We start from the raw sequence: 19,422 nt of genomic DNA, 5'->3' as shown, positions 1-19,422 counted from the left end.
TTATCACTTTTTTGTATCGACTTGCGTAGATGTATTTTTTGGCAACAATTCAGACTAGCCTTCTACAAAAAAAAGGCATAGCATGCTGGGCATCTGTGTTCCGTATTTGCCAGTAAACGTCAAGGTCACCTAGTGAAATTCTTCCTATCTCTTTTTACGCTGTTTAGTATTTTCTGTACTACTCTTACCAATGCTGCTCTACTTAATATTGCTCCTGAAAGTGTTGAAGCCGCTGCATGGACAATTGTAGACACTCAATCTGGACAAATCATTGCTGAGCATAATAGTCATGTACAACGTGCACCAGCATCCCTAACCAAAATGATGGTTGCCTACATTGCATTAAAAGAGATTAAGGCTGGAAAATTAAAGCTAGATCAAGTCATTACTGCAACCCCTGTCGTAGGTGTGGTTCAGTGGGACGAATCACAAATGTACCTCAAAGCGGGTGAACAAATTTCAGTTGATCAGCTTTTGGCTGGTTTAATTGTGATGTCAGCAAATGATGCAGCTGTGACTTTGGCAGAAAAAATTTCTGGTGATGTGCCTCATTTCGTACAACGTATGAATCAAGAAGCTCAAGCATTAGGTATGAAAGACACGCATTTTAGTAACCCTGCCGGGATTACAATGCCAGACCATTACACTACAGCTCATGATTTGAGCTTATTAAGTCAGGCAGTGATTCACCAAACACCTGAATATTTACGTTATTCAAAAATGCCAAGCTTTAGCTACAATCAACGTTTTCACCATGCGACCAACCTTGCTTTGAAATATGATCCATCTGTAGATGGTTTAAAAACTGGCTATACCAAAGCAGCGGGTTATAACTTGGCTCTCACAGCTTCGCGTCCTTCATTTTCACCAAACTTACCGCAAAGACGTTTACTGGTTATTGTTTTAGGTACACCAAGTGCCGTGAAACGCGCTGAAATTGCCGATAAGTTAATGAATCTTGCTTATGCTTATACACGTGATGAAGTGGTTATTCCACAGCAAAAACTTATTGCTGAGCTACCAGTCATTAAATCAACTTTAAAAATGTTTAAGGTTGAAACTAAGCAGCCAACTATTGTCACGACTTCTTTATATGCAGAGCCAGCTGCAATCGATTTAAATACGTTTGATTATGCTACACAGCGTATTCAAGTTCTTGATAGTAACAAGCAGCCCAAAACTATTGCTCCACTTGAAACCACTCAAACACGAATAAACATTGAGTTAAATGAGCAAAAGTTAACTGCACCGTTAATGAAGGCGATGAACTTGGCAACTGTTTCAATTTATCAAAATAATCAATTGATTCGCAGCCTACAAATTGAAAATGATGTGCATATTGAAGAAGCGAACATTTTCCAAAGAATCATGATGTGGTTCTCTAATCTTTTCTCTATTTTTTCATCGAGTAACCATAGTGCAGCAAAACTCTACCCTGTAGATTCGCACTAAAAACATCAAATTGTGCACAGAGGCACAATAAATTTTATAAATAAAAGATGGCATAATTTAGCCATCTTTTTTTATAGAAAAATAATTAGGTGATAAAAATGGCCCAAAGTTTACATCATATTGTTATTGTCGGTGGTGGTGCGGGTGGTTTGGAACTTGCCACACAACTCGGTGAAACTTTTGGGAAAAGTGGTAAAGCTAAAATTACATTAGTCGACCAAAATTTGACTCATATCTGGAAGCCTCTACTGCATGAAATTGCTGCAGGTTCTTTAAATCCTCACGAAGAACAAACCAATTATTTTGCCCATGCAGAAAAACATCATTACGAATTTGTATTAGGAACGCTTGTTGCTATTGATAAAGAGAAAAAAATAATAGATTTAGTGCCACCTCAAGTGTCTAAAGAACAAAACAATCATGTTCAACAACTGAGTTATGACACACTTATTTTGGCGCTTGGTTCAGTATCAAATGACTTTAATACACCGGGGGTACGTGAAAACTGTCATTTTCTCGATAGTCGAAAACAAGCTGATATTTTCCAACAAGATCTTTTGCATTTGTACATTGAAGCGCAAAATCAACCAGATCAACGTACCTTAAATATTGGAATCATTGGCGCGGGTGCAACTGGTGTCGAACTTGCAGCTGAACTTATTGAAACAACCAAAAACTTTTATCGCTATGGTTTGAAAAAAATCCATCCTAAACAAGTCAAAATTACACTGATTGAAGCATCAGAACGAATTCTTCCTGCACTAAATGAAAAAACGGCTGAGCATAGTGCAAAACAGCTCCAAAAAATGGGTATCGAAATTTTAACTCAACACCGTGTTGAAAAAGTTGATAAGCATTGCATCTATTTCAGTAACGGTAATCAGCTCAAAAGTGATATTACGGTATGGGCAGCTGGGGTAAAAGCCCCCAAAGTTCTTGAAAGTTTTACCGATTTCGAACGTGACAACATTAACCGTTTAATGGTCTATGCAACCCTGCAAACTTATTCTGACCCAAATGTTTTCGCTTTCGGTGACTGTGCACATTGCCAGCTTGATGCACGAAACCCGCCTCTTGGACCACGTGCTCAAGTTGCCAGCCAACAAGCAAGCTTTTTAGTTGATGCGATGGCTGCCAGACTTAATGGCCGTTCACAGCCAATGTTCACTTTTAATGACAAAGGTTCACTTGTGTCTTTAAGTCGTAATAAAGCCGTTGGAGAATTGCTTGGGGATGTCAGTGTACAAGGATATATTGCTAAAACGATGTATGTATCTTTATACCGTTTACATCAAGCAACAATTCACGGATACACTCAAGCTGGACTACTCACAGTGAAAGATTTACTTACAAGACGAGTACGTCCAAAAATTAAGCTGTATTGAGTTGAATTTTTTAAGTTCATCCCTATATAGACAAAAACGCATTAGAAAAAGTGTTAAAGATTGAGATTTTGTAGTCTACAAAATTTATTTTTCACTTTATGATGTACGCTTTAATTGATTGAATGGATCAAAAACATGACTGCAATTGCAAATAACCACGTGGTTTCATTCCACTATAAATTAACAAACGCTGAGGGTGAAACACTTGATCAATCTCAAGGTGAACCACTTGCCTATTTGCATGGCGCAGGCAATATCATTCCTGGTTTAGAAAATGCATTAACAGGTAAGACTGTTGGTGATAAATTCACTGTAAACGTACCAGCTGCTGAAGGTTATGGCGAATACAACCCAGACCTAGTACAAGAAGTTCCAGCTCAAATGTTCCAAGGTGTTGATAACATTCAACCTGGTATGCAATTCCAAGCTCAAACAGATGACGGCGTTCAAATCGTTACTGTTAAAGCGGTTGAAGGCGACAACGTTGTAGTTGATGCTAACTTCCCACTTGCTGGTCAAGATTTAACTTTTGAAGTTGAAATCGTAGAAATCCGTGAAGCTTCTCAAGAAGAATTAGATCACGGTCACGTACACGGTGCAGGTGGTCACCACCACTAATTCATCTTTCACAAGATGATAAAAAGCAAAGCTTCGGCTTTGCTTTTTTTATGCCTTTATTTTATATAATATTCAGAGAGTTAATTTATTATTGGACGATGCATGTCAAATACTTATCAGTTGATTTGGTTCCGACAAGATTTACGAGTACGCGATCATGCAGCTTTATGGCATGCCTGTCAGCAAGGACCTTCAATTGGATTAGTCATCTTATCGCCAGAGCAATGGAAACAACACGACGATGCTCCAATAAAAATTAATTTTTATTTACGACAACTCAAAGAGCTTCAAAAAAAATTAGCAGCACTTCATATTCCACTTGTTATCCAAGTCATTCCCAATTGGAAAGATATCGCCAAGTTTATTTCTGATTTCAGCCAGAAATATAATATTGAAAACGTTTATGCCAATATTGAAATAGGTGTAAATGAATTAAAAAGAGATAAAACAGTACAAGATTCTTTAAATAAAGGCAGTAAAGAACTTTTTTTATTTCATGACCGCACGATTTTTCCCCTGCGCTCAGTTCGCAACAAATCAGAACAACCGTATCAAGTTTTTAGTGCATTCAAAAAAGCATGTTATGCAAAACTAGATACCAGTGGTTTACCTCAATGCTACCCTTTACCCAATAAACAAACTAAAGTTCCAACTGATTTCTTAAATGTGGAAAATGCAGACTTATCAGAAATTGAAAAACTATTTTGTTCATCTATTTCTAAAGAACAGCAAGATTTATGGCCTATTGGCGAATCATATGCATTAGAACAGTTAGATGAATTTATTAAAGACGCTGTGTCTCACTATAAAGTCGAGCGAGATTTTCCTCACGTAGAAGGTACAAGCAAACTTTCGCCTTATTTAAATATTGGCATTTTATCTATTCGACAGTGTTTACAAGCGCTCTTTCGTGCTCAACACGGCAACTTTCACTTAGTCGATGAAGGCCAACAAACATGGTTAGATGAACTTCTTTGGCGAGAGTTTTATCAACATATCTTATTTGATTTTCCGTATGTGTCTAAACACATCCCATTTAAAAAAGATACTCAAAAAATTCAATGGAATCATAATCCAGCACACCTGACAGCATGGCAAACTGGCCAAACGGGTATCCCTATTGTTGATGCCGGCATGCGTCAACTTTTAGAGACAGGCTGGATGCATAACCGAGTACGAATGATTACAGCTATGTTTTTATGCAAAAACTTACTGATCGATTGGCGTATTGGTGAGCAATGGTTTATGCAACATTTAATTGATGGGGACTTAGCGGCGAACAATGGTGGCTGGCAGTGGTGTGCCTCAACTGGTACCGATGCTGTACCTTATTTTCGGATTTTTAACCCCGTTAGCCAATCACAAAAATTTGATCCGAATGGAGACTATATTCGCAAGTGGGTGAAAGAATTAGCTCATCTGGACAATAAATCCATTCATGAACCTTACTCAACCAAAACGAGTCTTCACTTAAATTATCCAAAACCAATTGTAGACTTAAAAGAATCGCGTATTAAAGCAATTGAAACATTCAAGAGTATTTAGATAAGAATTGAGTCTTATCTGTTTATTTTTGATTAACAATTAACAACAGGATTTGACTATAAAGGGACTTTCAACTACAAATAAATATATTAGATACTTAAAAAGGACATAAACAACAACAACTTCGCAAATCCACACCTTTCATTATAAAAGTATAAAAAAATTAACAGTACAAAAAGGTAGCTTAACCCGCATGCAACAAAAAAACCCAGGTAGAACACTCGTCTTATGGATTATCGCAGCTCACCTATTTATGGGAATGGTTGCATATGAGTGGTTGCCTGTGAGTTTTAGAGGAAGCTGGATTTTTATTCTTCTTCTTTTAATTTCCGGTGCTTTTTTAGAAGTCGGCTTGTCTTTAATTGTCGGTTTACTCGCATTTATTGGAGTTGCCGTATATTTTCTACTCGACTTAGGAGCGCAAACGCACATTGAGCGGCAGCTTCTTTTACTTTTTATTATTCCCCTTATTCCGCTTTTTTTAAGCGCTGTACGCCACAATATCGAAATTAATGTTCAAAAATATCGAGATATTCAAAGCTATGACCGAAATTATCGCCGCGATATTTTCCCGATCAGTGCTTTAAAATATTTCCAGCGCAGCTTTTTTAAACTTCTTGATCGCCATAATGTACAAGACTATGAGGTCTTTGCGATCAAGATTCTTAATCGTAGTTTAATCAAAGAAATGCTCGGTGATGATGTTTGGAAAACCACTCAAAATGAAATGATTAAGATTTTGAGCCAACATGAACCTAATGAGATTATTTTCCAATTTGCAGATGATGACTTGGAAAATATATACAGTATTGTCATTCGCCAGCAAAAAACTGAAGAAGAACCTGACTTTATTAAAAAATTAAGAGAAATTATGACATTACGCCTTGAGGTGGAATATAAAATTATTCCAATTCCACCTGAGGAGATGAGCTAATGTCCAATCTTCTTAATATTTGTGGAATTGTGATTGCTTCTAGCCAATATCCAGATGCCACTCTACAACAGTTTTATCGGCAATATTATCATTGTGAAATTAAAGCTGAACAAACAAAAGCCGAAATACAAAGTTCTAATGATCTTTCCATGTTTTTTCCTTATCAAGATACATGGTGGCCAGTCTTTACCATTGATCAGATTAGTTCAGAAAGCTTTCAAAAGTTTGTCCATAATGGAATTCGACCCGGCATTATCTTGCCAGATGAAGTGTTTGGTTTCCCCCACTATTTTTTATTAAAAGAAGCAGTAAGCCAAGGCGCTATTCCGATCGTACTTTTTAAAACTGAACAACCTCAATATTTTGCTGCTAAGGCAACATTTTCAACAGCTATTGGTTTACGGCCAATGGCTGCGTTTGTGAGTACAGGGTGGGATGAAAATTTAATTTCACAACCAGCGGGTAGTTATATTATCCAGTTAAATTCGACAAACTTACCTATACCCTCAAGAGAGGTTAAACAAGGTAAACATTTATTTTATTCGGCCAAAGGTTTTAACGGTCATGTTTCAGGTTATGAAATTATTATCAATCCTCCTGCCGATTTACCCCTCTCCAATATTCGCTATCCGCAACTCGGTATTTCGTGGAAATTTAATAATATTGATTATGTAAGCACCCCTGAACATGTCAGTACCAATCTTATTGGTTACATATTTATTGGTTTAAGTATAGTTGTTGTCCCTCTTGATCTGATTTTAACAACGACCTATCCAGATCTTCTCGGTACATTTGGTAGTTATATTTCATGGATCTCCTTAGTAGTGGGATTAATTCTATTATTACTACTCATCTCTTCTATTATTAGGAGGGTTCGTAAAAATGGCTCCAATTGATATTCTGTTTTTATTTGGCTTTCTAGGTATTTGGATTCCACAGGCATTTTGGGCATGGTTGAGCTATCAAGCGTGGAAGTATTCCAAAACGGCTGAAAAGGAACTACAAAATCTGCCAATACCAGAAAGATGGCCAGTCTTAAGTGTTTTAATCCCTGCTTATAATGAAGGCGTGGTGATTGAAGATACTTTGCATGCCATTGCTCAACAAGATTATCCAGCTGAAGCTTATGAAGTTCTACTGATTAATGATGGATCTAAAGACAACACCCTTGAAATTGCAGAAAGCCTCGCAAAAATTTATCCATGCATAAAAATTGTTAATGTTCCAAAAGGTATGGGGGGCAAAGGGAAATCAAGAACCCTCAATAACGGGCTTCCTCATGCTAAAGGTGAGTTAATTGTTGTTTATGATGCCGATAGTACTCCTGAACCCGATTGCGTTCGATTACTCGCACAAACACTACTTGCAGACAAAAAACTAGTCGCTGTAAATGGCAAAGTAAGAACCCGTAACTGGCAAGATAGTATTTTGACTCGTTTTATTGCGATTGAATTCATCTTTTTCCAATGGATCTTTCAAGGTGGGCGCTGGCAACGTTTTGAACTCTCAACATTGATGGGCACTAACTACGTTATCTGGCGTGATGCATTAGAAACTTTAGGTGGTTTTGATGAAAAGTCGCTAGTCGATGATACAGAAATGAGTTTCCGAATTTTTATCGGACAAAAACGAATTAAATGGGTTCCCTATGCAATTGGGTGGCAGCAGGACCCGCCTTCATTAAGTGTATTTGTTAAACAGCGCTCACGCTGGACTCAAGGTAATTTTTATGTGACACGTAAATATTTACCTGTAGCACTTAGAACGCCATTTCCTATCGGAATTGAAATTCTGAATAACATTATGTGCTACATCCTTTTCGTACCGGCTTTGTTCTGGAGTCATATCACTTTAACGCTTGGCTTACTTGATATTGCAGGCATTTCAGTTCCGGGTCCATTTACGTTACTGTGGGGCCTTTCATTTTGCCTATATGTAGCACAAATGTGGTTTACGTTATCTTTAGAAAAAGTTAAACCAGAACTCTATTTTTACTCTGTTTTATCTTACGTAAGTTACTCACAAATCTTCTTATTTATTGTATTTAAAGCCGCATTTGACATGCTAAAAAATAAAATACAGGGCAACTCCCTTCAATGGTATAAAACGGAACGTAGCAAGGAGAAAAAATAAATGAAAAAGACTTTCAAACTCTATCCACTCATACAAGCACTCCTTGCTAGCAGCTGCCTTATGTTAGCCGTGCCTGCTCATACCAACACATGGAAATTAGATGATATTAGTACATCAACTAAATATACTGTCGAGCCTCATTTTTTCTATGTGGGAAAAGGCGCTGAATGGCAAAATATACAGTTTTCTACTGACTATTCCACTGAAAATGACACAACATTACTCGTGAAATATGACGATAAACTCATCTATAACACCACTTTAAATGGGGATGGCCAATTTAAATTTAATATTCCTGCTAGCCCAAGTGGTTTTCACCGTTTAGATTTTATTATTCAACAATATGCTAAACCTACAACTCTAAACCAGACAAAAGAAACATTCTGTACAGAAGATATCGACCATTTAACTTATTTGAGTAATTCCCAACTCGACTTTACGCCTATTCGTAATGTTTATCGTCTAAAAGATTTACCAGATGCTCTATTTAACCCACAAACTAGACGTCCTACGCCATTTGTTGGAATTTTAAAATATAACCGTAAGGAAATTACCGAAGCATCCATGCTAGCTCGTTTGGCAAGCTCTTGGAGTTCTGTAACTCCTATTGAATGGGTCGACTCAGGACAAACTAATTTAAACACTGAAACAAACTTTATTATTGAAGTGATTCATTCAGCCAATCCCCTTAAAGGTGGTGCTTTAGTACAAATTGCAAAACCAGCAGAAGGTGTACCGACATTATCAATTACTTACCACACACCTCAAGAGCTCAGTTCTGCTATTAATGGGCTGATCAACCCAGCCTATGTACAACAGCTTGATACTGATAGTGCAATTTTCCCAACCACAATTTCAACACCAGCGTGGGCGCAATTTAGAAAAATTGATACGCTTGCAGATTTGGGTATTAGTGACTTCAGACTCAACCATGCTGAAAAGAACCTCTTCCTTGATTTTCCAGCAGTATGGCAACCAACTGATATCCTACAAGGACAAATTGCACTTCGTATTCAAAGTGGTTTATTACAAGGCTCGAGTATCACTGCATGGCTGGATGGCGGCCTCGCTGGTAGTATGAAAACGGCAGATCTTGCTTCTGACCCCGTAAACCGACAGTTCAACATCTTTGCCAAGGAAATTTCAAATACAACAAACTTTAGCTTAAAACTTGAAAACTCGGTCATTGCCAACTCTCAATGTTTACCAAATGCTCATGGTTCACTTTGGGTTGATACCGCCAAGTCAACGGTAAAACTTCCACATAAGCTCAAAAATGGTGTTGCAGCACTCTCCATGACGTTAGCGACCAAGCCAACAATTGCAATTGATGACCAATCAGGGGCACTAAATATGGCTATTATTTTAGGGCAAGTCGCTAAAAATATGTTGCTTACACAAGCACCAATGCCACTAAATCTAGTACGTTTTTCACCCAATACTCCACAAGCAGTTAATGTAAGAGTCAATAAAGAGATTTATCAACAACAAGTTTTAATGCATCAAAACATTATTTATGCACCTGCGGCAGCAAATGGTTTTATTGTGAGTTATAACAATAACCGCTTTGATGTGATTACTGACTCTGAAAATGGTGCGCTCAGCTTTATGCACTTATGGGGAAAAATACAACATAAAATTCCAAACAATGTCACCAAAATGCTGGTTTCTGAAAATGGCAATATTTATGTTCTCCAGAAATTAATTGTAGGCAACCAAAAAGCACCACTAGTTCAGCAATCATCATTCTTTTTACTAGTTGTGATTATCTCTGCAATTATGATAATAGTGATCTTCTTGTGGTATTGGTTACGACGAAATAATGAGAAAACAGATACCAATTAAAATAACTGCTTTTATTATTTTAATTATATGTAGTGTAGTGGCGTATGCTGGGTTGTTCAAAAATCATGGACAACCTCCAATTATTGAAGGTATTTTCTGGCAACCCGATAATAATACCACTCCTCCTAAAGGAAACTGGCATTACTTAGGAGTGAACACTTTTGTTCCTCAATGGTCAGTCGTCGAATCTAAATCTTGGTGGAAAAACTCCACTCTTCCTCAATGGGAAAATGCCATTGATATACAAAAAATTAAACAACAACCTTGGGCTAAAAATCTCATATTAGGCTTAGCAGGTGAATATAACGAACGTGAAGCACGTGCAAATGTGGTTGCTTTAGGAGAAAAATCTGCGCAAATTATTCAAGAACAAAAAGATGCACCATTAAAAGGTTATTATTTTCCAGTAGAAGCCGATCCAACATGGCTAAGAGTCAGTACATTAGGTCATGTTTTAGAAAAGCTCCCTTCACCTATCTGGGTTAGTATTTACAGTGGTGAAAGCGAACCCGAAAACTATGATTTGTGGGTTAAAAGTTGGTTGCCTCAACAAGCGGGTATCTTTTTTCAAGACGGCGTAGGTGTGGGAGTAAGAACTCCACAACAAGCTCGACGTATTTTAGATCAACTTGAGCAAACTCTTGGAAAAGATAAAACGGTGATTGTGCTAGAAGCCTTTCGAACCAAGAAAAATGGACAATTCCGAGCAGCATATCCTTGGGAAATTATTTCTCAGATTAAAGCTTATGAAGGCAAGAAAATTTATATTTTTGATGGTCCACACTACATGGGACGTTGGTCGGTTTACATCGTCGGTTTGTGGTATCGTCTCGCTTATGGCGGCACATCTACCGCCATAAACGAATCGGAAATTTCAAAATAAATAACTTCTATTCATAAGTTTTAGCAATTTCATCCAATATTCGCTGAGCAGCACGCCCATCACCAAACGGATTTTCAACATTTGCCATTTTTTGATAATGCTGTGAATCCGTTAAAAGTTTCTCAGCTTCATCTATAATTTTTTGCTGATTTGTTCCAACCAGTACTCCAGCTCCCACCTCTACCACTTCTGGGCGTTCAGTGGTGTCTCGTAAAATTAAGACAGGCTTATTAAATGATGGGCTTTCCTCTTGTAAACCACCAGAGTCCGTCAAAATAAAACTTGAACGGTCTATAACGGCCAATAAACTTGGATAATCAAGTGGCTTAACCAAGTGAATTTGAGCATGATTTTTAAACTTATCATGTACTACATCATGTACAGCTGGGTTTAAATGCACAGGCCAAATAAAATGTAAATCAGGATGATGATTAGCTAAATATTCAACTGCATTACAAATATTTTTGATTCCTTCACCGAAATTCTCACGGCGATGAGCGGTAATAAGTACAACCTTATCATTGTGTTTTAATTCAATTCCGTAAGGTTCAAGCTGATTTTTTAAACCAGTTTTTTCAGCAATTAATTTTCTACCTAAATACACAGCATCGACTACAGTGTTGCCTGTCACTGTAATCAACGAAGGTGGAATCTGCTCATTTAACAAGTTACGCTTTGATTGTTCTGTAGGGGCAAAATGCCATTTGGTAATACGAGAAACTAACTGGCGGTTTCCTTCTTCAGGAAACGGATGATCTAAATCATACGAACGTAAACCTGCTTCGACATGGGCAACAGGTATCTTCATTGAAAAAGCGACTAACCCAGCAGCTAATACTGTCGTAGTATCCCCCTGAATGACAATCGCATCTCTTTTTTGACCATCGGTGTAGACATGTTCAAGTTGTGTCAAACCATGAATTAATAGCTGATTTAGACTTTGCCCTGCATTCATAATTTTAAGTCGGTGGTCAATTTCAACCCCAAAGAAATCTATGGCATCTCGCACTAATTCATCATGCTGCCCCGTGAAAATAACTTCTACCTGAAATCGTGAGTCTTGTTTTGCTAATAGAATTACTGGAGCCAACTTTATAAGCTCTGGACGGGTACCAAAAACAATCGAAATAAAAATTTTTTTCATTATTAGAAGTCCTTATAAAAAACAAGTTCTACTCGGGTATTGTTGTAATGATCTTTTGTATTAACAGGCACGTCTTTAAAATAGTTGCCATATAGACGTTCAACACGTAGTTTTATTGGTTGATAGTTAAAAGGCTGCCATGAAATCCCTGGGCCATATTCAAATAAATTATTGTAATATTCATTTTTACTGTCTGCTAAGCCATGCAATTTCACATAAGCCTGCACAGTTCCCTCATCTCCTTTATATAAATTTAAACCTGTGCGTAAGCGTAAATCTCCAATAACGTTATAGTCTTCTCTTGAATAAGTCGCGACATTACCATAGAGATCCGTAAAGTAATTATCTAAACAAAGTGTATGATTACATTTAGACTGCGAATACCATTCCTGATAACCCGTTACACCACCTACAACACTTTCACGAAATTTTTTTCTATTTCGATCAATCAAGTCATAACTTCCACCAACTTCGACATAAGCTCGAACAGGAATTGAAGTCCATGGTTGATAATTTGCACCTACCCCAAGAGTAACCGCATTTTCATCAATAATTTCAGGTCGTACTCCACCTTGAGATTTAGTATCACGGTTTAAATTAAGAAAGCCATATACTTGAGCTCGTCCGTTATCGATGTTTTTACCGTACCGAACTTTTAAGGGAAAAATAACATCGTCATAACGTGACTCATAAGAGGGTGCAAAATAAATATCACCAAAATATGGTTTAACCTCACCCCCACTTAAATTTTTAACCGCTTGAGTTGCCTTTGCTGCAATTGCTGGATCTGAAGATGAAGTTAATTCTTTAAATAAAACCAATGCATCACGATCTTTTTTCTGCTGATTCAGCAAATATGCTTCTTGTAATTTTAAATTGTCGTCTTGAGGAGCTAAAGCTCTTGCTTGTCTTAAACTTTGTAAAGCCTCATCTCTTTTTTCGAGCCGAATTTGTAAATAAGTAAGGCTTTTCCAGACTTTAATATCTGTAGGGGTCAACTTACTCAGCTCAACTAATATTTTTTCTGCTTCTTGAGGTTGAGACTGCTCTATTTTATAAAATCTGTCCCACTTATCATAAATGAGGTTTCCAGGTTTATAGTCTGAAGCTACTTGGTCCTGTGCATAAACACAGCCCATACTCACTACCGTTAAAGAAGAGATCACTGCTCCCATAAGTAATATTGAATGCGTTATAGAATTTATTTTTTTGCTATTTTTCATTTTCACCTCTGCAGTAAATTAGAGTTATTAGGAGCAATTTTTGGAATAATCAATAAATATCATAATTAAAAATAATGATTTACATCGTTAAGTTAGGTTAAGGATGGTTTAATATAAATAATTTAGTCTCCATCTTTATTATTGATCTATTCTTTAGTATCCCTAAATTTCCTATAATGATGACATATTTTTTGATCAATAAATTGTAAAATTTCATAGCATCTATAAAACATTTATAAGGCAAAACACATGGCTTTTCCACATCATACAGAGCATCATGCAATTCACCGTTCAGGTTGGTTAAGAGCTTCGGTATTAGGAGCCAATGATGGAATTATTTCTGTCACTAGCTTAATTATGGGCATGGCAGCAAGTGGAGCCAACTCACATACTCTATTAATTACATGCATTGCTGGACTAATTTCTGGGGCTACATCAATGGCCGCCGGCGAATATATTTCCGTGAAATCTCAGGAAGATATTGAAAAAGCTGATCTAGCTATTGAAGCAAAAGAACTCTCAAAGCACCCACAAAAAGAATTAGATGAATTAACTCAAATTTATATTTCTAGAGGCTTGTCTAAAGAATTGGCTCAAGAAGTTGCTTTGCAGCTAACCACTCATGATGCATTGGGTGCACATGCCCGTGATGAAATAGGTATCCATGAAAATACGGCAGCCAATCCTGTACAAGCTGCATTATCATCTGCTGCATCATTTTCTTTTGGGGCTTTTTTCCCCATGCTCGCTATATTACTGAGCCCGAATCAATGGATTATGCCTGTGGTTTTGGCTACCGGTATTCTTTCATTAGCGATTTTAGGTGCACTTTCTAGTTATTTTGCAGGTACATCTAAACTTAAAGGTAGTTTACGTATTACGTTATGGGGAATTTTAGCAATGGCTTTTTCAAGCTGGATCGGTTCTTTATTTAACGTCACTCCTTTATAAAAAGATTTTTAAAATAGTCCTCTAGAATATTTAAAAATTAAATAGCCAATATTATTTGCTCTTCATTCTATTTTCACGTTATGGTGAAGTGAAAGAAGTGAGGTGAATAAAATGAGCCTATTACAACAACTTGCAATTAAACATCCAATTTTTCTGGCTCCCATGGCAGGGGTTTCTACACCAGAACTAGCAGCCGAGGTTTCAAATCAAGGAGGCTTTGGATCATTAGGCTTGGGAGCAAATACTCCGCAAAGTGCACGTGAACAAATTTTAAAAACTCACGCACTCACTGAAAACTCATTTCAGGTTAATTTTTTCTGTCATCAATCTACAGAACTTAATCTAGAAAAAGCAAAACAATGGATTGAATATCTACGTCCTCATTTCGAAAAATTTGGTGTTCAACCACCTCAAGAATTGCACTGTATTTATCCAAGTTTTTTAGACAATGATGACTTTTTAAATGTTGTTTTAGAAGCTAAACCTAAAGCGGTGAGCTTCCATTTTGGTATTCCGCATCCGCATCAAATTAAAGCTTTGAAAGAAGCTGGTATTTTGACCATGGTTTCGGCCACCAACCTGATTGAAGCCCAAGCGATTGAGGCAGCAGGTATCGATATTATTGTTGCTCAAGGTATTGAAGCTGGTGGACATCGAGGAATTTTCAACCAGACTTTTGACGCATCGATTAAAACCAGTGACTTGGTCCAATTGATTGTGAAGCATTGTAAGCTTCCTGTTGTGGCTGCAGGTGGCATCATGACTGGCTTACAAGCCAAACATATGCTGGGCTTAGGAGCAACCGCAGTCCAGTTAGGTACAGCATTTGTTCAATGCCAAACTTCAAATGCTTCTGCTGAATATCGCAAAGCATTATTTACTGAACCTGTAACGCAAATTAGCGCTAGCCTTTCTGGGCGTCCTGCTCGCGGTTTATTCAACCATTGGCATACCAAAATCGATTCACCTACTCGACCTGCCCAACCAGAATATCCATACGCTTACGATTTAGCAAAGCAACTCAATGCTCTTGCGAGTAAACACCATGACTATGGTTTTGGTGCTTTTTGGGCAGGAAGTAATGTTGCACAAATACGTGAATTAGGCGCATCTGATCTGGTCAATCAACTCGTTGTTGAAATGCTAGATAATGAATAGATAAAGATTTTAAGCAACCAGCCTGTGTACTGGTTGCTTTATTTTAGTGAGTAGCTAATAAATTAACTTGTTCAACCTGAACATCACTCATCAAATTACCTTCTGCAAGCAATTGATTAAAATAACTCTCGACCACTAATGCTTGTTCAGCAGTGGTTTCAACTTTATACATATTTTGTCGGAACTCGTTACTTGAACGTAAGCCTTTGGTGTACCAAGCAATATGCTTACGAGCAATACGACATCCGGAATATTCACCATAAAATTGATATAACTCAGACAAATGTCCTAAAAGTACATCTTTGACTTCTTCAATATTTGGAGCAGCTAAATGCTCACCAGTTTTTAAATAATGGGCAATTTCACGAAAAATCCATGGACGACCTTGTGCGGCCCGCCCAATCATAATTGCATCGGCGCCAGTATAGTCCAGTACATATTTTGCTTTCTCAGGACTATCAATGTCACCATTGGCAATTACTGGAATATTGATTAACTCCTTAACATGTTTGATTAATTCATAACGTGCTGTATTTAAATACATGTCTTCACGTGTACGTCCATGCAATGCTAACGCAGCAATCCCCGCCTCTTCAGCACGTTTAGCCACGCGTAAAATATTTTCTTGGCCATTTAAAAATCCCAAACGGGTTTTTAACGTCACAGGAACATCAACTGCTGCAACAACAGCATCTAGTATTCGAGCTACCAAGTCCTCATCTTGTAATAATGCTGAACCTGCTAATTTATTACATACTTTTTTTGCAGGACATCCCATATTGATGTCAACAATTTGCGCCCCATTTGCAACTTGATAACGGGCAGCCTCAGCTAACTGTTCTGGATCAGAACCTGCAATTTGTGCAGAAATAGGAGCGAGCTCTCCATCAAAATTCGCACGATAAAGACTTTTTTTAGTCATCCGCAAAGTTTTGTCAGCAGTCATCATTTCGCTTACCGCATGACCCGCACCAAAATACTTACACAGTGTTCTAAATGGACGGTCTGTGACGCCGGCCATAGGGGCAACAATTAAATTATTTGACAGTTGATAGGGACCAATATACATATATATTCATACAATTGATGATCAACATAGTATACTTCATCCGCTTGATCAGCTCATCTTTTTTGCAGGTGCTTTCCTCTCCATGAACAAACCGTTGTCTTCCCGTTTTTTATTAAAATCATTCGGTGTAGTCACCGTATGCATGAGTTTAGCTGCTTGTGGAGATAAAGCCTGGTGGTCAAAAAATGATGAGCCCGATTTAGAAAGCCAGCAAATTAAAAAGTTAATTCCATCGCGCGTGCATGATCGTGAGTCATGGGCCAAAGATATTGACGATATTATGCAGGAATTAAAAATTCCTAAAACCAAGCAAAATGTCTGCAGTATTGTCGCGATTGTAGATCAGGAATCTAACTTTGTTGCCAATCCTGTGGTACCGGGTCTTGGTAAAAAAGCAGTTGATGAAGTCAGTACCCGTTTAAATGAAAAGTTTGAAGACAAACTTGGTGAGAAAGTTGGCGGTACTGTCGCAGGCTACTTCGAAGAAGTATTAAAAACCCAGCCTTCCCCTGACAACAATTACATGAGTCAGATGCGTAAAGTAAAAACTGAAAAAGATCTCGACTTACTTTATCGTCAAATTTTTGATTTTATGACTCAACATTATCATGTCAGTGCTTTAACAGGTGCAGCCAAACTGGTTGGACAAGATATTGGCGAGAAAATGAACCCTATTACGACTTTAGGTTCAATGCAAGTTCATATTAATTATGCCAAAGCTCATAAGCGTTCTAGCATGAATATTGCAGACCTTAGAAATGATCTTTATACGCAATATGGCGGTCTATATTATGGTATTCATCGCTTGATGGTATATCCAGCAGACTATGATAAGGCGATTTACCGTTTTGCCGATTATAACTCAGGTATGTACTCTAGTCGTAATGCTGCTTTTCAAAGCATGCTCGATGCCCTTACTGATACTAAACTTACTTTAGATGGTGATTTATTACTTTACAATAAATCTGGTGATCCACTCGCAGTTCAGAGTCAGTCAGAAAAAGAGTTAATGAAATTATTTACTGCAAATAATGTTTTAATTACTCCAAGACAACTTCGCGATGACCTGAAATTGGAAAAAGAGAAAAAGTTTGAAAGTACAACAACTTATATTGCACTAACTAAACTCTATAAGGCGAAAACTGGCAAAGAACCGATCTATGCCATTATGCCTCAAGTGGTAATTTCTGGGCCTAAATTAAGTCGTGACTACAATACTAACTGGTATGCAACCCGCGTAAACGGACGATATGAATCATGTATGCAACGAGCGAAACGAATAAGACAATAAAAAATCTCGCCCTGTTCGATTTTGATGGGACCTTGTGCAGCAAAGATAGTTTTACAGGGTTCATCTTTTATGCGTTATCTAAGCGCCACATCGTTAAGCAAGGCTTGAAAATCCTGCCATGGATTCAAGCCTATTATCTTAATTTTTATCCCGCCCATGCGATGCGTGCTAAGCTGTTCCGAAGCATGTTTCGCAATACCCCAGCAATTGAGCTGCAAAGATTAGGTGAAGAATATGCACAAGAGCTCGTCTCGACGCTTTCACCTGAAATCTTTGCACAGTTACAACAACATCAATTACTTGGTGACCGAGTGGTATTAGTTTCAGCTTCAATTGATATCTATCTTGCTCCACTTTGCAAATTACTTGATATCGAATTAATTTGTACTGAAACTCAAGTTAAAAATGGCATGATGACAGGTTACTATTCAACGCCAGATTGTAGTAATGAACAAAAGAAGTTAAGAATACATGAACAATATTCTTTGCAGGATTATTATCAAATTTATGCTTATGGGAATACTTCAGAAGATTTAGACATGCTAAGTCTTGCCACCCATCCTTTTATGGTTGGTGAAGATCGAATCTTGCCTTCATTAACACCACAAAAAAAGCTCGCATAAAGCGAGCTTTTTAATTGAACACAACCTAATAAATTGCCATATGGTCACGATGGATCATTTCAAGCGAACGGGCTTCTCCAAGTACTTGGTAAACCTTGTCTGAAGAAAGACCTTTAATAATTTCAGCTGAACGAGAACTAAAGTTTACTCGTCCAACCGCAATACGTTTGCCTTGTTTATCCACACATTCAACCACATCACCACGATCAAAATGTCCTTCAACAGTTTTGACCCCAACAGGGAGTAAACTGCGATGTTTTGATTTAATCGCGTCAACCGCGCCATCATCAATTACCAAGCGACCTGCTGTTTGTAAATGTGCAGCAAGCCACTGTTGATGTGCTGTCATACGGTCTTTATCTGTTGTGAATAATGTACCTAACATTTCACCAGCCATTACTCGTGACAACACATTGTCACTTTCACCACTAGCAATCAGTGTTGGACAACCTGACTTGGCAGCTAAACGTGCAGCACGAACTTTAGTGACCATGCCACCTCGTCCAAGAAGCCCACCACCGCCTGCCATTTCAAATAAAACATCATCCATGGCACGCACAGTTGATAACAACTTTGCATCTGGATTATGACGTGGGTCTGAATCAAACATACCTTGCTGATCTGTTAAAATGATCAGTAAATCAGCATGTACTTGACCAGCAACCATTGCTGCTAAGGTGTCGTTATCACCAAAACGAATCTCGTCAGTAGAGACTGTATCGTTTTCATTGATAACCGGAATAACACGCCAGTCAATCAAGTTCTGCAACGCATCGCATGAGTTCAAATAACGACGGCGATCTGCCAAATCGTCATGTGTTAATAACACTTGCGCTGTTCGAATACTATGATTTTCAAGCACGCTAGACCATGTATGAATTAGGCCCATCTGCCCAATTGCGGCACATGCTTGTAAACTGGGTAGATCGGTGGGTCGACTCGCAAGCTTCATACGAACCATACCTTCTGCTACAGCTCCTGAAGACACTAAAATAATTTCGTGTCCAGCATTGTGTAAATCTGCAATCTGTTTCGCCCAATGCGAAATAGCTTCCAGATCTAGCCCCTGCCCATTTGCTGTGAGTAAAGATGATCCGATTTTAACAACGATTCGTTTACACTCACTGAGCTTACGTTGCCCATCGACCACTTCTATCATGTTTTCCTC

General features: G+C 37.9%; 17 protein-coding genes. 13 read left to right on the top strand and 4 right to left on the bottom strand.

What is annotated here, in order from left to right; genetic code table 11:
* The first annotated feature begins 132 nt into the window (after positions 1-132).
* The 9 genes from ACH63V_RS00725 (at position 133) to ACH63V_RS00685 (ending at position 10,795) form a co-directional block, all read left to right on the top strand.
* Positions 133-1,452 (top strand): D-alanyl-D-alanine carboxypeptidase PBP6B, encoded by a 1,320-nt coding sequence (locus ACH63V_RS00725; protein ID WP_396462455.1) that lies wholly within the window; start codon positions 133-135, stop codon positions 1,450-1,452.
* 98 nt (positions 1,453-1,550) lie between these two features.
* Entirely contained in the window at positions 1,551-2,837 is a 1,287-nt protein-coding gene (locus ACH63V_RS00720) for an NAD(P)/FAD-dependent oxidoreductase (protein WP_396462454.1), read from the top strand.
* Between the two features lie 135 nt (positions 2,838-2,972).
* Positions 2,973-3,455: a peptidylprolyl isomerase gene (gene slyD, locus ACH63V_RS00715; RefSeq protein ID WP_002052512.1), complete on the top strand. Its 483-nt coding sequence runs from the start codon at positions 2,973-2,975 to the stop codon at positions 3,453-3,455.
* Positions 3,456-3,557: 102 nt separating this feature from the next.
* Positions 3,558-5,000, top strand: a complete 1,443-nt coding sequence (gene phrB, locus ACH63V_RS00710; protein ID WP_396462453.1) for a deoxyribodipyrimidine photo-lyase — start codon at positions 3,558-3,560, stop codon at positions 4,998-5,000.
* A 193-nt stretch (positions 5,001-5,193) separates the two neighbouring features.
* On the top strand, positions 5,194-5,934 hold the full coding sequence (locus ACH63V_RS00705) for a hypothetical protein (protein ID WP_263614331.1): 741 nt from the start codon (positions 5,194-5,196) through the stop codon (positions 5,932-5,934).
* The gene (locus ACH63V_RS00700) at positions 5,934-6,830 is read left to right on the top strand and encodes a hypothetical protein (protein WP_396462452.1); all 897 of its coding nucleotides are present in this window, start codon (positions 5,934-5,936) and stop codon (positions 6,828-6,830) included. Before ACH63V_RS00705 ends, ACH63V_RS00700 begins: the two co-directional genes overlap by 1 nt.
* A complete protein-coding gene (locus ACH63V_RS00695; RefSeq protein ID WP_004700031.1) occupies positions 6,817-8,067 on the top strand; it encodes a glycosyltransferase in 1,251 nt (416 codons plus the stop codon). The genes ACH63V_RS00700 and ACH63V_RS00695 overlap by 14 nt, the downstream gene beginning before the upstream one ends.
* Positions 8,068-9,912, top strand: a complete 1,845-nt coding sequence (locus tag ACH63V_RS00690) for a hypothetical protein (protein WP_396462451.1) — start codon at positions 8,068-8,070, stop codon at positions 9,910-9,912.
* Positions 9,890-10,795, top strand: a complete 906-nt coding sequence (locus tag ACH63V_RS00685; RefSeq protein WP_396462450.1) for a hypothetical protein — start codon at positions 9,890-9,892, stop codon at positions 10,793-10,795. The genes ACH63V_RS00690 and ACH63V_RS00685 overlap by 23 nt, the downstream gene beginning before the upstream one ends.
* A gap of 7 nt (positions 10,796-10,802) precedes the next feature.
* Here the strand turns inward: ACH63V_RS00685 and wecB are convergent, their stop codons facing one another.
* The gene (gene wecB / locus ACH63V_RS00680) at positions 10,803-11,939 is read right to left on the bottom strand and encodes a non-hydrolyzing UDP-N-acetylglucosamine 2-epimerase (protein ID WP_311069407.1); all 1,137 of its coding nucleotides are present in this window, start codon (positions 11,937-11,939) and stop codon (positions 10,803-10,805) included.
* A 2-nt stretch (positions 11,940-11,941) separates the two neighbouring features.
* Positions 11,942-13,162, bottom strand: a complete 1,221-nt coding sequence (locus ACH63V_RS00675) for a tetratricopeptide repeat protein (RefSeq protein ID WP_396462449.1) — start codon at positions 13,160-13,162, stop codon at positions 11,942-11,944.
* A 249-nt stretch (positions 13,163-13,411) separates the two neighbouring features.
* On the opposite strand from ACH63V_RS00675, the gene ACH63V_RS00670 reads away from it, so the two are divergent.
* Positions 13,412-14,113: a VIT family protein gene (locus tag ACH63V_RS00670; RefSeq protein ID WP_049066550.1), complete on the top strand. Its 702-nt coding sequence runs from the start codon at positions 13,412-13,414 to the stop codon at positions 14,111-14,113.
* Between the two features lie 111 nt (positions 14,114-14,224).
* A complete protein-coding gene (locus tag ACH63V_RS00665) occupies positions 14,225-15,271 on the top strand; it encodes an NAD(P)H-dependent flavin oxidoreductase (RefSeq protein ID WP_396462448.1) in 1,047 nt (348 codons plus the stop codon).
* Between the two features lie 43 nt (positions 15,272-15,314).
* Here the strand turns inward: ACH63V_RS00665 and dusB are convergent, their stop codons facing one another.
* On the bottom strand, positions 15,315-16,340 hold the full coding sequence (gene dusB / locus ACH63V_RS00660) for a tRNA dihydrouridine synthase DusB (RefSeq protein ID WP_004707580.1): 1,026 nt from the start codon (positions 16,338-16,340) through the stop codon (positions 15,315-15,317).
* Positions 16,341-16,422: 82 nt separating this feature from the next.
* Here dusB and ACH63V_RS00655 point away from each other — a divergent pair, with 82 nt between their 5' ends.
* Positions 16,423-17,631 carry a DUF1615 domain-containing protein gene (locus tag ACH63V_RS00655; RefSeq protein WP_191010284.1) on the top strand — a complete coding sequence of 403 codons (1,209 nt, stop codon included), beginning with the start codon at positions 16,423-16,425 and terminating at the stop codon, positions 17,629-17,631.
* Positions 17,598-18,254 carry an HAD-IB family hydrolase gene (locus tag ACH63V_RS00650; protein WP_396462447.1) on the top strand — a complete coding sequence of 219 codons (657 nt, stop codon included), beginning with the start codon at positions 17,598-17,600 and terminating at the stop codon, positions 18,252-18,254. The genes ACH63V_RS00655 and ACH63V_RS00650 overlap by 34 nt, the downstream gene beginning before the upstream one ends.
* Before the next feature lie 25 nt (positions 18,255-18,279).
* Here ACH63V_RS00650 and proB read toward each other — a convergent pair whose 3' ends face one another.
* A complete protein-coding gene (gene proB, locus ACH63V_RS00645; RefSeq protein ID WP_022575289.1) occupies positions 18,280-19,413 on the bottom strand; it encodes a glutamate 5-kinase in 1,134 nt (377 codons plus the stop codon).
* Positions 19,414-19,422: the final 9 nt, after the last annotated feature.

It is taken from the genome of Acinetobacter sp. ABJ-A23_2 (assembly GCF_044538765.1).
In the GTDB taxonomy this organism is placed as follows: Bacteria; Pseudomonadota; Gammaproteobacteria; order Pseudomonadales; family Moraxellaceae; genus Acinetobacter; species Acinetobacter nosocomialis_A.
Note: the sequence above shows the minus strand (reverse complement) of the source record. Positions and strands in the feature narration are given on the sequence as shown.

What these genes read in the sequence shown, in the direction of transcription:
- ACH63V_RS00720 (WP_396462454.1), top strand. Translation starts at nt 1,551, where the DNA reads ATGGCCCAAAGTTTACATCATATTGTTATTGTCGGTGGTGGTGCGGGT.
- slyD (WP_002052512.1), top strand. Translation starts at nt 2,973, where the DNA reads ATGACTGCAATTGCAAATAACCACGTGGTTTCATTCCACTATAAATTA.
- phrB (WP_396462453.1), top strand. Translation starts at nt 3,558, where the DNA reads ATGTCAAATACTTATCAGTTGATTTGGTTCCGACAAGATTTACGAGTA.
- ACH63V_RS00705 (WP_263614331.1), top strand. Translation starts at nt 5,194, where the DNA reads ATGCAACAAAAAAACCCAGGTAGAACACTCGTCTTATGGATTATCGCA.
- ACH63V_RS00700 (WP_396462452.1), top strand. Translation starts at nt 5,934, where the DNA reads ATGTCCAATCTTCTTAATATTTGTGGAATTGTGATTGCTTCTAGCCAA.
- ACH63V_RS00695 (WP_004700031.1), top strand. Translation starts at nt 6,817, where the DNA reads ATGGCTCCAATTGATATTCTGTTTTTATTTGGCTTTCTAGGTATTTGG.
- ACH63V_RS00690 (WP_396462451.1), top strand. Translation starts at nt 8,068, where the DNA reads ATGAAAAAGACTTTCAAACTCTATCCACTCATACAAGCACTCCTTGCT.
- ACH63V_RS00685 (WP_396462450.1), top strand. Translation starts at nt 9,890, where the DNA reads ATGAGAAAACAGATACCAATTAAAATAACTGCTTTTATTATTTTAATT.
- wecB (WP_311069407.1), bottom strand. Translation starts at nt 11,939, where the DNA reads ATGAAAAAAATTTTTATTTCGATTGTTTTTGGTACCCGTCCAGAGCTT.
- ACH63V_RS00675 (WP_396462449.1), bottom strand. Translation starts at nt 13,162, where the DNA reads ATGAAAAATAGCAAAAAAATAAATTCTATAACGCATTCAATATTACTT.
- ACH63V_RS00670 (WP_049066550.1), top strand. Translation starts at nt 13,412, where the DNA reads ATGGCTTTTCCACATCATACAGAGCATCATGCAATTCACCGTTCAGGT.
- ACH63V_RS00665 (WP_396462448.1), top strand. Translation starts at nt 14,225, where the DNA reads ATGAGCCTATTACAACAACTTGCAATTAAACATCCAATTTTTCTGGCT.
- dusB (WP_004707580.1), bottom strand. Translation starts at nt 16,340, where the DNA reads ATGTATATTGGTCCCTATCAACTGTCAAATAATTTAATTGTTGCCCCT.
- ACH63V_RS00655 (WP_191010284.1), top strand. Translation starts at nt 16,423, where the DNA reads ATGAACAAACCGTTGTCTTCCCGTTTTTTATTAAAATCATTCGGTGTA.
- ACH63V_RS00650 (WP_396462447.1), top strand. Translation starts at nt 17,598, where the DNA reads ATGTATGCAACGAGCGAAACGAATAAGACAATAAAAAATCTCGCCCTG.
- proB (WP_022575289.1), bottom strand. Translation starts at nt 19,413, where the DNA reads ATGATAGAAGTGGTCGATGGGCAACGTAAGCTCAGTGAGTGTAAACGA.